The following is a 13,709-nucleotide window of genomic DNA, read 5'->3' on the forward strand; positions in this document are numbered from 1 at the left end:
ACAAGCTTTGAATTGGTGTCGGCTGAATTTAAAACAGCTTAGTCTTGATTAGGGATCTTGAAAACTAACGTATAAGTAACGGGTAACACTATCAAGGTTAATAGCGACGCGAAACCTAAGCCAAAGATGATGGTGATCGCCATTGAACTGAAAAAGGCGTTCGACAGTAATGGGATCATACCTAACATCGTGGTGATAGCTGCCATGAGAACTGGCCTAACTCGGCTTACTGATGAATCGACTACTGCGGCATAAGGTGCTTTACCTTGGCTTAACTCCAAATTTATTTGGTCGACGAGTACAATGCCATTCTTAATAATCATGCCAGTCAGACTGAGTAAACCTAATAACGCCATAAAGCTGAAGGGGGCATCGAAAAGTAATAGCCCTGATACCACTCCGATTAATGCTAGCGGTACAGTAAACCAAATGATCAGCGGTTGACGCACAGAGTTAAACAGCAAGACGGTGATCAAAAACATAGCCAAATAGCCTAAAGGAATTGAGCTAAACACCGAGGTCTGCGCCTCTGTCGTCGTTTCAAATTCACCACCCCATTCGAGATCATAACCAGCAGGTAACGGGATCGCTTCAACCTTAGTGCGGATCTTATTAAATACAGAATCTGCGGTTTCACCAGTGCCATTAATCGGGTCTGCTAATACCGACAATACCCGTTTACGATCACGACGCATGATCATTGGATCTTCCCATTCAGAGTTAAAATCGCTGACAATCTGAGTCACAGGTACGAACAGATTATTGTCGGCGCTCCACACTTGGAGCTTCCAAATACTATCGGCATCCAGCCGTTCGGTAGCAGGGGCGCGGGCAATGATTGGCATCAGATAGCTATTTTCACGGTAGATACCGACTTGTTTACCGCTAAAGTTCGTCAGTAGGGCGTTATCCAGATCTTGCTTACTGATACCAGTTTCTCGAGCCTGTGCTAACGCCAGTTGTGGCCTGATTAAGGTGACTTGATTACGCCAGTTATGACGGATACCTGTGGCAGTTGGTTCGGCGATTAGTATGGCTTCTGCCTGTGCCGCTAATTGACGTAGTATTTGTGGATTTTCACCATAGAAACGAGCCTCTATTTTAGCCGCTGGGCTGGGACCATTTTCCATATACTTAATGCGGAATTGTGCTTCAGGATAATCCTGCAGCAGGTCTATTTCTAGTTTACGCATAAAGGTATTTAAGGTATCGAGATTGGTCATCTCAATCAGTAGCTGTGCATAAGCGTTATAGCCTTTTTCTGGCACATAAGATAATACAAAGCGCTGTGAACCTTGGCCGATCACACTGGTTAGGTTAACTAAACCGACATCCTTGGTTTGTTGCTGTTGCATTAAGTCTTGTTCAATACGAGCGACAAGCTGTTCAGTGGCATTAATATCACTCCCTTCAGGCATCCATACATCGACAAAAAATATAGGTGTACTCGAGGGCGGGAAAAATACATTTTTAATATGGCTAAAGCCGATAACGGAGGCAATAAGCGCAGCGATTACCATGGCAACCGTGACAATACGGAAACGGATAGCGAGGGTGAGAGCGTTTCGATAAAACTGAAAGATAATACCTTTATACGGGTCATCATCTTGGGTTGATTTGTTATCACCGTCTTTAAACATTAAGTGGCAAAAGAACGGAGTGAGTGTCATCGCGGTGATCCAACTGATAAACAGCGAGATCAACAAGACTTGAAATAAAGAGGCACAAAATTCACCCGTGGCATTATCTGAAAGACCAATCGGTGCAAAAGCAATAATCGCAATAATGGTAGCACCGAGTAGTGGCCATTGGGTTTGGGATATTACTTGCTTAGCTGTTTCTAGCCGTGTTTGACCACGTTGGATCCCGATAAGAATACCTTCGGTGACGACAATCGCATTATCAACTAACATACCTAGGGCGATAATCAGCGCACCTAATGAGATGATTTGTAACTCAATGTTGAGTATGTTCATGACAATGAAGGTACCGAGTATCGTCAGCAGTAATACCAGCCCCATTAATAAGCCAGAACGCAGCCCCATAAAGACCAGTAATACCACGATAACAATCGCAATCGATTCGGCTAAATTAATCAAGAAACCATTGACGGTATCATCAACCATTTTACTTTGGTCATAAACGGTCGTCAGCTCAAGACCAATGGGACGTTCGCCTTCGAGTTCCACGAGTCGTTGATTTACTGCGGCACCGACATCAACAACATTGACGCCACTGGAAAAAGAGATGCCGACAGATAAGGCGGCTTCACCCTGACCATGATAAAGACTTGTAGGTGTTTCATCAGCGGTTTTATAAATGTTGGCAATATCACCAAGGTAAATCAGTTTTGTGCTGCCTGGCGCACTGACTAACAGACGTTCCATTTGTGTTACATCGCTAAACTCACCAGTCGGATGAATACGAATACGATCATCACCAACGCGAATACTACCGGCGTTCGATACCACGTTTTGCGCGTTAATAAGGCTATAAATGTAATCTTGATTAAGTCCCAACGCCGAGAGTTTTTGTTGGGATATTTCCACTACGACTTGTTCGGTAACTTTACCTGCAATAACAATTTTTTTGACGCCGCTCACGAGCACTAATTCTCGACGTAGGAAATTAGCGTAATTTTGTAGATCTCTATTGCTGTAACCATCGCCAGTGATATTGACTAAAATACCAAATACATCGCCAAAATCATCAATGACATTGGGTGTCGCTACCCCTGGAGGTAATAGTTTCACGGCATCATTGACCTTACGGCGTACTTCATCCCATATCTGCGGTAATTCGTTGGCGCCATATTGTTCTTTAACCTCAATCTCGATTTGTGATAAACCAGCACTGTTAATCGAGGTGATATGCTTGATGGCATCAAGTTGTTGTAACGCATCTTCTAACGGTAGAGTTACTTCTTCTTCGACTTGTTCCGGTGATGCACCTGGATAGCTGGTGACGACTAAAGCTTGTTTGATGGTAAATTCAGGAAACTCTAATTGCCCTAGACCGAAAAATGAGATGCTGCCGCCAACTAATAATAACAACGCGAACATCCAGCTAACGACTTTATGTTGGATTGAGTATTGAGCGAAATTCATCGGTTATACTCCACGTTGCCAGTGCAGTGGTTTCACCACGAGTCCAGCAGATAATTGCTGAATACCGGCTGTGACCACTTGATCACCGGTTTTGATCCCCGATGTTATCTCAATGCCTTGTGAGCGAACTTTGCCCAAGGTTACTGTTTGCGGTGTTACTGTGTGTGTTCCACTGTTGTATAACCAAATGATGCTTTGGCCGTTGGTATCCCTTTTCATCACCGCGCTGGTGGGTAATATGGCGACAGTTTGTTTTGTTGTGGCCATGTTTAAGGTCAGCTCTGCACTCATACCGGGTAAGATCTGGTTATTGCTCGGTTGCGGTAAGGTAAATACGACTTCATAGCTTTGTGTACCTGGGGTGATTTGTGTGGCGTATTCTTTTAATGTCACTGGATAAGACTTATGCGGCTGCGCTGAAAATATAACCTGCGCTTGATTGGTCGTACCTGGGGTCAGCTGCGTCACGCGGGTCGCTAATGTTTCGGATACTTGAATGACGATGTCGATATTACGATCTTGTTGTAATACTAATAACGTTTGGTTAGCTTGCACCATCTGATAGTTATCGGCTGATATCTTGGCGATCGTGCCACTGTAAGGCGCATTTAATACCGTATAACTGAGTTGATCTCGGGCAGTGAAAAGCGCCGCTTGTGCCGATTTTAGCTGCGCTTTTGCGAGGTCATATTCTGCTTGAGAGAGCAACTGAGTATCGCGCAGTTTCCCTTTACGTTTAAAGTCTGCCGCCGCAAGTTCATGCTCGGCCTCTCGATGCAGCAAGGTATTACGTGCGTCTCTATCATCAAGGCGGGCAAGTACAGCACCTTTGTTAACATGCTGACCTTCAATTAATGAAAATTCAACTAACTGACCCGGTAAGCGAAAAGCCAGATTCGCTTGTTCTGTGGCGGTTACTTTGGCTGGAAAACGACGAATAGAGCCAGTCTGCATGTCGGCAATAGTTAATAATTTAACTGGTCTTATTGAGGGCGCTAAAGGTTCTTTTGATTCCGCGCTGCAGCCGCTGATAACAGCCGCAAAGGTGAATAGTACAATGGTTTTTATGTAGAGGTTCATAACCTTAATTCCAGTCATATTGACGTTGATAATACAATTGAGGGCAATATAACAACATATATGGTTGATAAAAATGAATCTATATGAAACTATCGGTTGCATATAATGGAACTATTTTGTGGTGTAATGCACACTTATTTGTGCTCTCAGAGGAAATTGGATGAAAACAGAAGATATAGCCTTGTTCCACCGGATTGTTGAAGCGGGCAGTTTGGTGGATGCTGCGGGATTATTATACCTGCCTAAATCGACAATCAGTCGGCGCTTGCAAGGATTAGAGGATGATTTAGGAGTGAAATTATTTCACCGCCAAAATAGGGCGATGACGTTAACCACAGCTGGCAGTCACTTTTATGATAAAACCTTATCTTTGCTGGCGAGTCTGGAGGAAACCATTACCGAAATAACAGATAAAAATGCGGAGGTAAGTGGTCATTTACGTATTCTGCTATTTCCGGTACCAGACTTAATGCTGATTGTTAACGGTATTTATCAATTTATGGATCTTAATCCAAAGTTAACTGTTGAGCTTATTGTTACCACTGAACCGTTAGATATGATCCGTCATAATATTGATATCGGGTTTATGATTGATGAAGCTTTTAATCACATTGATATCGACATGGTCGCTCGTCCGATTATCAGCGAGGTATTGCATTTTGTGGCTAGCCCTGACTATCTTGATAAAGCGGGAACGCCAACGGCACTCAGTGATATGAGCCAACATAATTCGATAATGTTCCGCTTCCCTAATGGTCAAGTATTTAATGAACTGCCTTTAGGTAACAATGAATTCTTATCTGTCAGTGGCAATATTTGCCTTAACAGTGTGCAACTTGCATTAGAAAGTGCGCTCGCTAGTCGTGGTATTGCTTATATTCCAGAGCGGCTGTGTGAAGAGTATATTAAAGCGGGTAAGCTGGTGAGATTGTTTGCTGATGTGCAGCCGTATGAAGGTAAGTGTTATTTAATTTATCCGTCACGCCGTTTTGTTAGTTTGGCTAGCCAACGTTTGATTGATCATATGCTGAGCTTGTTGACGCTAAATGATCTGCCTATATGTACTAAAAGCAGTAAAGGTAAGGCTTGGTATTAATGTCTTATCTAGGGTGTAGTCTACGGTGTTATTTCTATCGGCGTGCCGTCCGGTACATATCTGGCGATATCGCGAATTTCTTTATTACTGACGGCAATGCAGCCATTGGTCCAATCTGAGCCAATTAATAACCCTGCATTGAGTTTTTTATTTGGCAAACCATGAATATAAATACTGCCGCCTGGGTCTAGACTGTCTTTGAATGAGCGTTGCTTATCGAATTTATTGGGGTAGTTGATATGCAGGCTTAAATGGAATTTACTTTTTCTATTTTTGAAATCAATATTGTATATACCTTCAGGGGTTTTCTTATCACCACGTTGCGTTTTTGCGCCGACTGGGTTTTTACCCAGCGAAATTAAGTAAGATTTAATGATCTGGTTATCTTTTAACAGCAGCAGGGTACGTGCTGATTTGTTAACCAAGACATAATCAGCTTGGATCTGTAGAGAAGCGTCGCCGTTGAGTGAGTATGTAAGCAATGTAGATAAGAACAGAAAGTTGATCATTTTAGTAAAAATAGTCTTGCAGTTAGCCAAAAGTTGGCGCGATTAGACCGTATTTAATCGTGTAGTTCAATTTTTATTACGCGGTTTTGAGTGATCTAGATCATGGTTCAATACACTCGTGGTAAGTGATAGTTTTGATGGAATATAACTGATTGATACCTATATGATCGCACATAATACAATATCTTATTATGTGCGATCATATCAGTTGGCTTTACTAACCAAATAGTAAGCTAGTGCCGATAACCATTAATAGACAGAACGCGAATTTACGCATTGTGTCCAAACTAATGGGTGGTGGGTAATGTTTCGCTACCCAGCTCATGCTAAGTACTACGGGTATACAAATAAATGAAAACAGCAGCATGTCGCTGGTGAGTCCACCTTGGATACCAACCATGGTAATCCGGCTAATTGAGCTAACAAAGAAAATACTCAATAGATATAAGCGAATAAGGTTAAGTGTAAAAGGTTGGCGATAGAAGATATAAACCAGTGGCGGCCCACCCATGCTAAACAGTCCGGTTAGAATACCTGATGCAGTACCAGCCCCAAAGAACATGCCTTCATGAGATTGTTTACGGTCTTTGTGGGGTGATTTTAAAATCATGCTAATGCCAGCACCAATAATCGCGATACCAAGAATATTTTGTAATATTTGGTTATATTCATTGCTTAAGTATTCAAGTAACGTTAATCCGATCATTAAACCTGGCAACATCCCCGCAACGGTCAATAGCACTAAGCGTCGATTGAGTTGTTGAAAACAGCCTTTCAGAATAAAAATGCTATTTATCAAGGTTACAAAACTGATCACCACAGATGTAAATGCAATAGGCACTAAATTAAAGGTGGTCACTGTCCCCATGACTATCATGCCTAAAGCAAAGCCAGCGACACTTTGTACGTAGGTCGCTACAGCAATTATGGCCATAAAGGGCAGCAAGGTTTCGACGAGCATTATGTATTCCTAATCGTGGTCATTGATACGAACTCGTGGTATTTACGCATGAAAGTTGGCATTAATGCGCTGTTATGGGTAACTACTTAACATTTTCGAAGTGGTCTGTATTGTACTGAGAATGTGACCATTACTCAATTATTCTATATCCTTTAAGATGTTATTTAGTGTAAATTTGATGGAGATGTTATCGCTCGAACTATTACAGATTTTATTGCTGGTTTTATTTAAGGCTTTATTGGGTATTTTATAGGAGGGAATAATGCAGCAGCCAATTGTTGGTTATCATAAAGATGAAGAGGATGATTGGGTCGCCGAACTCGCCTGTGATCATTTTCAGCATGTTCGTCACAATCCGCCTTGGTTTTGTCGTCCTTGGGTTATCACAATAGCAGGGCGTGAATCGATGTTAGGTTATGAACTTAACTGTAAAAAATGCGATGAGGGTGCACCTAGCGACAAGGATTAGCGAATTAATCTATTTCCGTACATTTCGATAATGTGGACGATGGTGTGATCGATAGTAGTGACTAATGCTTTGTCATAGTTACGCGTTAACTCATTGTGATTACTATTTAAAAAGTACCATTCAATTACCGGTTGATTTACGTATGCATGACGCAGATATCGTCTCAACGGGTAATTTGACTGGCGGGCTATTAATGGATGTATTGCCTGAGGCCTCGACAGTTGATTGGCCCTGCAAATTAAGTTGAATCTTGTGAGTGCTGGATTCTAGGCTATTTGTTGGCTGCGATGCTAACTAACATGCGTTTTTAAAGCGTTTTGATTTCAGTATCATTTTTTGGGCTGTATATGCTTCACGTAGTAGTTCGCTTAGCTTTGGAATATTGGTATCCCATTCAATTAAGGTCGGGATTGTGTTGCAATGTTGCAGGTAATATTCAAATAGCTGCCATACTTCCGCTGTTACTTTCTGGCCATGTTCTTGGTCGAAGGTGATGCGGTTATCTTTTATTAGTTTACTGCTACCTGAGAGGTGGATCTCGCTAACAATATGGCTTGGTATTGATGCTAAGTAATCATAAGGGTTAAATTCGAGCTGGTGACTACTGATATGCACATTGTTTATATCGAGTAATATTTTACAGCTTGTTGCTGCTTGTAATTCGGTTAAAAAAGCGGCTTCCGTTAAGGTGTTGTTTTTATTTTTGCTATAACAGGCTGGATTTTCGATTGCAATTGCTTGACCTAAAATTTCTTGAACTTGCCCAATACGTCCTATTACATGTTTTAAGTTCTCTTCTGTATAAGGTACTGGAGATGTATCGCTATAATGTTGACCAGCAATTGAACTCCAACCTAAATGCTCAGATATACAAAATGGGTGGTAACGGTCGGCAAGTTTTTTAATGTGATGAATATGAGTGGTATCAAGCAACTCGTTAGAAGAGAGTGCTAAGCCGACTCCGTGTAAACTGATAGGATAGCGGTCACTGGCTTTATCTAAGTAATAAGTCGCTTCTGAGTTTATCTCGAAGTGATTTTCACTGTGTACTTCTAGCCAACCAATATCCACTTGGCTATTGGTGAGTTGCTCATAATGCGCTGGACGCATTCCGATCCCAACTAAATCATCTAACATAAAGTGGTCCTATTTTTAAGTCGTGGTACTTTACGTCATTGAAGTGCTTGTACGTCATTGAAGTGCGGTACGCTATAAAAATGCTTATACGTTATTGAAAGGAGTATGGGTAAGGTTTACTGGTTTTGCAAAGTAAATCACACTCAATCTCGTAAGGTATTGAGAGTTACATTATATGAGGTGGAAAAGTGAATGCTTGGTCACGATATGAAAAAGCCTTAACGTAGTGGATCTCGTTAAGGCTTGATATTTTTTGTGGTTTTAATACTCGCCATTTAATAAAATGTGAGTAGATTATGCTGCAACAGTGATTGTCGCGATCACGGCAAGTTTAATATCACTATCTGCTTTGCAGCAACAAGGCAATATAGAACCTGATGCGACAGTGGCTAGTGGTTCGGTGGTATAAGTTACCGAACCGGAAGTCATTGTTGTGCGACAAGCGCCACAATAGCCTTGCCGACACTGGTATTCAATTTGATGACCAGTGCGCTCAAGCGTATCGAGCAGGGAACCATCTTGATCTGAAATCTGATAGTTACCTGAGTTTGTTGCCAGCGATATCGACATTATAGAACGAATGTACCAATATCTGCGTGGTTAATTTCAGCATTAATCTGACCAACTAAGTAAGAACTGATTTCTGATTCTTGTGGTGCAACTTGTACGTTATCAGATACCAACCAAGCATTGATCCACGGTAGAGGGTTGCTTTGCACTTCAAACGCCATTGGCAAACCAACAGCAGCCATACGTGTATTCGTAATATACTCAACATAATCACAAAGAATGTCTTTATTCAAACCAATCATTGAACCGTCTTTGAACAAGTATTCTGCCCATTCTTTTTCTTGTTGTGCTGCATCAATAAAGATTTGTTGTGTTTCTTGGAAGCATTCAATTGAGATCTCTTGCATCTCAGGATCATCTTTACCGTCAGCCATCAAGTTTAAAATGTGCTGTGTGCTGGTTAAGTGTAATGCTTCATCACGGGCAATTAATTTGATGATTTTCGCATTACCTTCCATTAATTCACGTTCGGCAAAAGCGAAAGAACAAGCAAAACTAACATAGAAACGAACTGCTTCAAGTACGTTTACCGATACCATTGCGAGGTATAATTTCTTTTTCACTGCACGTTGACTAACGACAATTGTTTCACCGTTGATGACGTGTGTGCCTTCACCAAATTGATGTAATTGCTGAGTTGCATTGATTAAGTTATCGTAATAACCTGCAATGTCTTTGGCGCGTTTTAAAATTTCTTCATTCGCAACGATATCGTCGAATACTTCTGCTGGATCATTGACGATATTACGAATGATATGTGTGTATGAGCGCGAGTGAATCGTTTCACTGAATGACCATGTTTCAATCCATGTTTCAACTTCTGGTAATGAAACCAGTGGTAAAAAGGCCACGTTAGGAGAACGACCTTGAATACTGTCTAACAATGTTTGGTATTTAAGATTACTGATGAAAATGTGTTTTTCATGATCAGATAATTGTTGATAATCAATGCGGTCTTTACTTACATCTACTTCTTCAGGACGCCAGAAAAATGATAACTGACGTTCAATCAGTTTTTCAAAAATTTCATGTTTTTGTTGATCATAACGAGCAACGTTAACGGGTTGGCCGAAAAACATTGGTTCTTTTAATTGATCATTTTTAGTTTGGCTAAAAGTAGTGTAGCTCATTGGTTATCTCTGTTTTATACATTAAATAGGCAGCCTAATTAGCTGCCAAATGAAAAGGTGTCAGTTTATTTGGTGAATGTAACGATCACTTAGATCTTACATGCGCCGCCTTCACAGCCTTCGTCTTCTTTAATCACATCAACGTCTGATGCGCCATCACGTGTATTATGATAATAAAGCGTTTTTAAGCCGTATTTATACGCTAACATCAGGTCCGTTAACAGCGTTGTCATTGGCACTTTTTGGCCAGGGAAACGTTGTGGATCATAGTTAGTATTTGACGAAATAGCTTGGTCAACAAACTTCTGCATCAAACCAACAAGTTGTAAATAACCGGTGTTATTTGGAATATTCCAAAGTAACTCGTAGTTATCGCGTAGATTCTCGTAATCAGGTACAACTTGTTTCAAGATACCGTCTTTACTTGCTTTAATACTGATTAAACCGCGTGGTGGTTCAATACCGTTTGTCGCATTTGAAATCTGACTTGATGTTTCTGATGGCATCAATGCTGTTAGCGTTGAGTTACGTAAGCCGTGTTCTTGAATCTCGCCACGTAATGTTTCCCAATCTAGGTGCAATTCTTCATCACAAATCTCATCTAGCGCTGACTTATAAGTATCAATTGGCAAGATACCTTGTGAGTAAGTCGTTTCATTAAATGCTAAACATGGACCTCGTTCTTTCGACAGGTTCATCGACGCTTTCAATAGATAGAATTGAATCGCTTCAAATGTTCTGTGCGTTAAGTTGTTTGCGCTACCGTCTGAGTATTTAACACCGTTTTTTGCGAGGTAGTATGCGTAGTTAATCACGCCTATACCTAAAGAACGACGCGCCATGGTTGATTTTTCAGCCGCTGGCATCGGGTAGTCTTGGTAATCAAGTAAGCTATCAAGTGCACGTACTGCTAGGTCTGCAAGGTTTTCTAATTCACTTAAATCTTTAATCGCACCAAGGTTGAATGCAGATAATGTACAAAGTGCAATTTCACCTTCTTCATCACCTGGGTGTTGCATTGGTTTTGTTGGTAATGCAATTTCAAGACATAAATTACTTTGTCTAATCGGTGCTACAGCTGGGTCGAATGGACTGTGGGTATTACAGTGATCTACGTTTTGGATGTAGATACGACCAGTGCTTGCACGTTCTTGCATGACTAAGCCGAACAGTTCGCTGGCTTTAATTGTTTGTTTACGAATTGATGGATCTTGTTCGTAAAGCTTATATAGACGCTCAAATTCATCCTGATCTTGGAAGAATGCATCATACAAACCATCTACATCAGATGGGCTGAACAAGCTAATGTCTTTGTTATCAATTAAACGTTGGTACATTAAACGGTTAATTTGCACGCCGTAGTCAAGATGACGTACACGGTTTTCTTCAACACCACGGTTGTTTTTAAGTACTAACAGTGATTCAACTTCTAAATGCCATAGTGGGTAGAATAATGTTGCAGCACCACCACGAACACCACCTTGAGAGCACGATTTAACGGCTGTCTGAAAGTGTTTGTAGAATGGGATGCAACCAGTGTGGAATGCTTCACCACCACGGATTGAGCTACCTAGTGCACGAATACGACCTGCATTGATGCCGATACCAGCACGTTGCGATACATACTTAACAATAGAGTTAGATACAGCATTAATAGAGTCTAGGCTATCGTCACACTCGATCAATACACACGAGCTGAATTGACGAGTAGGGGTACGAACACCAGCCATAATTGGTGTTGGTAGTGAGATCTTAAAGCTTGATGTTGCTTCGTAGAAACGACGAATGTAGTCCATACGCACTGATTTATCGTAAGTCGCAAATAAGCTTGCTGCAACTAAGATATATAAGAACTGTGGGCTTTCGTAGATGTCACCAGAAACACGGTTTTGTAGTAGGTATTTACCTTCTAGCTGCTTAATAGCACCGTAAGAGAAGTTCATGTCACGCCAATGATCAACGAACAGGTCCATTTCTGCAAATTCTTCAACAGTATAGTCAGCAAGTAGGTGAGCATCATAGCGATGCGCATCAACATTTAATTTTACGTGGTCATAAAGCGCTGGCGGTTCAAATTTACCGTAGGCTTTTTTACGTAAATGGAATACAGCTAAACGCGCTGAAAGATATTGATAATCTGGCGCCTCTTCACTAATTAAATCCGCCGCAGCTTTGATCATGGTTTCATGTATATCTTCAGTGCGAATACCGTCGTAAAACTGGATGTGAGATTTTAACTCAACCAGTGATACCGATACATTATTCAACCCTTTAGCTGCCCATTTGATCACACGATGGATCTTTTCTAGATCGATCGTTTCTTGCTTACCGCTGCGTTTTGTAACTAGTAAATTCTTATTCATTTAGCTGACTAACCTTAAAACAATGTTAAGAATGTGTCTACCAACACTAGTACTGATATTCTTGTTAATACACAAGATGTAGTGTTGTCCTGTATTCATGCATACAAGATAGAGTGATAATTGATTTTTGGCAAGTAGCAGTAAACTGAATAACATGTGGATAATTTGGTGAGTTAGTAGCGACTTACATTCTGGCCTCAGTGATCAATTACGGTTAGCAAAAATCAACAGTTAAAGTGAAAAAAAAAATAAAAAAAAGTGTTGCCAAGCTTATGTGATGATCTTCAAAAACTTTGATTATATTTACAGCTAATCCGTTTATAAAACTACCATGCAAGTATTATATTATAATTATGCGAGCTGGTTGTTATAACAAACAATTACGTCATTTTGTATGCAGTAAGTTTCATATTACCTACAAAGTGGAAAACGTTTACTTATATGGGGATGTAGAGATGAGCTGAATTTATGGCGTTGTATCTATGCTATATAGAAGTATAAAAGAAAAATAGAGGCATAAGGGAGTGGCAATATATTCACCTAACAACAAGGCGCTGTCAGGTGAACTAAGTATGACATTAATCAATAAGCTGTGTGTGCAGCATATAGTTAACGTCAACATTCTCGCCCAGTTTGAACTGGTCAACTAATGGAATGTAATGCAGGCCTGTCATGTGATGACAATATAGACCTGATTGATCAACCCAATGTAGCAGTTCAGAAGGGCGGATAAACTTCTTATGGTCATGGGTACCGTTAGGCATCATCTTCATAATCTTCTCGGCACCAACAATCATGAACAAGTATGATTTTAAATTACGATTGATCGTTGAGAAAAATACATGGCCACCTGGTTTAACTAAACGCATACATGCATTAACCACAGAACCGGGATCCGGTACGTGCTCTAGCATTTCCATGCACGTAATGACATCAAAGCTATTTGGCTGTTCTTCTGCTAACTCTTCTATTAATACTTGACGGTATTCAACTTCAGTACCTGATTCAAGTGCGTGCAATTTAGCCACATTGAGGGGTTCTTTACCCATATCAACGCCTAATGCTTGTGCGCCGCGGCGAGCCATACTTTCGGTTAAGATACCGCCACCACAGCCAACATCTAGAACTCTTTTGCCAAATAGACCGCCACTGCGCTCATCAATGTAGTCTAAGCGTAATGGATTGATTTGATGTAATGGTTTGAAGTCACCTGCTGGATCCCACCAACGACTTGCCATGGCTTCAAATTTAGCGATTTCCTGTTTATCTACATTCATACAAAGTCTT

At 40.8% G+C, this 13,709-nt stretch carries 12 protein-coding genes; 3 read left to right on the plus strand and 9 right to left on the minus strand.

The window, feature by feature from the left end; genetic code table 11:
- Positions 1-38: 38 nt before the first annotated feature.
- Positions 39-3,107 carry an efflux RND transporter permease subunit gene (locus tag CXF93_RS08760; protein ID WP_101062043.1) on the minus strand — a complete coding sequence of 1,023 codons (3,069 nt, stop codon included), beginning with the start codon at positions 3,105-3,107 and terminating at the stop codon, positions 39-41.
- Between the two features lie 3 nt (positions 3,108-3,110).
- Entirely contained in the window at positions 3,111-4,187 is a 1,077-nt protein-coding gene (locus CXF93_RS08765; protein ID WP_101062044.1) for an efflux RND transporter periplasmic adaptor subunit, read from the minus strand.
- Positions 4,188-4,347: 160 nt separating this feature from the next.
- Between CXF93_RS08765 and CXF93_RS08770 the strand changes: the two genes are divergently transcribed.
- Positions 4,348-5,283, plus strand: coding sequence for a LysR family transcriptional regulator (locus CXF93_RS08770; protein WP_101062045.1), 936 nt, complete (start codon positions 4,348-4,350; stop codon positions 5,281-5,283).
- Between the two features lie 20 nt (positions 5,284-5,303).
- Here the strand turns inward: CXF93_RS08770 and CXF93_RS08775 are convergent, their stop codons facing one another.
- Complete coding sequence (locus tag CXF93_RS08775; RefSeq protein WP_101062046.1) at positions 5,304-5,792, minus strand: murein L,D-transpeptidase family protein; 489 nt, start codon at positions 5,790-5,792, stop codon at positions 5,304-5,306.
- Between the two features lie 217 nt (positions 5,793-6,009).
- A complete protein-coding gene (locus CXF93_RS08780; protein ID WP_101062047.1) occupies positions 6,010-6,753 on the minus strand; it encodes a sulfite exporter TauE/SafE family protein in 744 nt (247 codons plus the stop codon).
- 262 nt (positions 6,754-7,015) lie between these two features.
- On the opposite strand from CXF93_RS08780, the gene CXF93_RS08785 reads away from it, so the two are divergent.
- A complete protein-coding gene (locus tag CXF93_RS08785) occupies positions 7,016-7,222 on the plus strand; it encodes a DUF3565 domain-containing protein (RefSeq protein WP_101062048.1) in 207 nt (68 codons plus the stop codon).
- Positions 7,223-7,286: 64 nt separating this feature from the next.
- On the plus strand, positions 7,287-7,469 hold the full coding sequence (locus CXF93_RS08790; protein ID WP_101062049.1) for a hypothetical protein: 183 nt from the start codon (positions 7,287-7,289) through the stop codon (positions 7,467-7,469).
- Between the two features lie 47 nt (positions 7,470-7,516).
- Here the strand turns inward: CXF93_RS08790 and CXF93_RS08795 are convergent, their stop codons facing one another.
- The 5 genes from CXF93_RS08795 to ubiG form a co-directional block, all read right to left on the minus strand.
- Complete coding sequence (locus CXF93_RS08795; RefSeq protein WP_101062050.1) at positions 7,517-8,359, minus strand: DUF692 family multinuclear iron-containing protein; 843 nt, start codon at positions 8,357-8,359, stop codon at positions 7,517-7,519.
- Between the two features lie 294 nt (positions 8,360-8,653).
- Positions 8,654-8,929 carry a class I ribonucleotide reductase maintenance protein YfaE gene (gene yfaE, locus CXF93_RS08800; RefSeq protein WP_101062051.1) on the minus strand — a complete coding sequence of 92 codons (276 nt, stop codon included), beginning with the start codon at positions 8,927-8,929 and terminating at the stop codon, positions 8,654-8,656.
- Positions 8,929-10,059, minus strand: a complete 1,131-nt coding sequence (gene nrdB, locus CXF93_RS08805) for a class Ia ribonucleoside-diphosphate reductase subunit beta (RefSeq protein WP_017221643.1) — start codon at positions 10,057-10,059, stop codon at positions 8,929-8,931. Before nrdB ends, yfaE begins: the two co-directional genes overlap by 1 nt.
- An 89-nt stretch (positions 10,060-10,148) precedes the next feature.
- Positions 10,149-12,422 carry a class 1a ribonucleoside-diphosphate reductase subunit alpha gene (gene nrdA / locus CXF93_RS08810; protein WP_101062052.1) on the minus strand — a complete coding sequence of 758 codons (2,274 nt, stop codon included), beginning with the start codon at positions 12,420-12,422 and terminating at the stop codon, positions 10,149-10,151.
- Between the two features lie 578 nt (positions 12,423-13,000).
- Positions 13,001-13,699 carry a bifunctional 2-polyprenyl-6-hydroxyphenol methylase/3-demethylubiquinol 3-O-methyltransferase UbiG gene (gene ubiG / locus CXF93_RS08815; protein WP_101062053.1) on the minus strand — a complete coding sequence of 233 codons (699 nt, stop codon included), beginning with the start codon at positions 13,697-13,699 and terminating at the stop codon, positions 13,001-13,003.
- Between the last annotated feature and the right edge of the window lie 10 nt (positions 13,700-13,709).

Origin of the sequence: Moritella sp. Urea-trap-13 (genome assembly GCF_002836355.1) — a bacterium.
Taxonomy (GTDB): domain Bacteria; phylum Pseudomonadota; class Gammaproteobacteria; order Enterobacterales; family Moritellaceae; genus Moritella.

Coding starts and splice junctions, on each gene's coding strand:
- CXF93_RS08760 (WP_101062043.1), bottom strand. CDS start 3,107: ATGAATTTCGCTCAATACTCAATCCAACATAAAGTCGTTAGCTGGATG.
- CXF93_RS08795 (WP_101062050.1), bottom strand. CDS start 8,359: ATGTTAGATGATTTAGTTGGGATCGGAATGCGTCCAGCGCATTATGAG.
- CXF93_RS08780 (WP_101062047.1), bottom strand. CDS start 6,753: ATGCTCGTCGAAACCTTGCTGCCCTTTATGGCCATAATTGCTGTAGCG.
- CXF93_RS08775 (WP_101062046.1), bottom strand. CDS start 5,792: ATGATCAACTTTCTGTTCTTATCTACATTGCTTACATACTCACTCAAC.
- yfaE (WP_101062051.1), bottom strand. CDS start 8,929: ATGTCGATATCGCTGGCAACAAACTCAGGTAACTATCAGATTTCAGAT.
- CXF93_RS08770 (WP_101062045.1), top strand. CDS start 4,348: ATGAAAACAGAAGATATAGCCTTGTTCCACCGGATTGTTGAAGCGGGC.
- CXF93_RS08785 (WP_101062048.1), top strand. CDS start 7,016: ATGCAGCAGCCAATTGTTGGTTATCATAAAGATGAAGAGGATGATTGG.
- ubiG (WP_101062053.1), bottom strand. CDS start 13,699: ATGAATGTAGATAAACAGGAAATCGCTAAATTTGAAGCCATGGCAAGT.
- nrdA (WP_101062052.1), bottom strand. CDS start 12,422: ATGAATAAGAATTTACTAGTTACAAAACGCAGCGGTAAGCAAGAAACG.
- CXF93_RS08765 (WP_101062044.1), bottom strand. CDS start 4,187: ATGAACCTCTACATAAAAACCATTGTACTATTCACCTTTGCGGCTGTT.
- nrdB (WP_017221643.1), bottom strand. CDS start 10,059: ATGAGCTACACTACTTTTAGCCAAACTAAAAATGATCAATTAAAAGAA.
- CXF93_RS08790 (WP_101062049.1), top strand. CDS start 7,287: ATGCTTTGTCATAGTTACGCGTTAACTCATTGTGATTACTATTTAAAA.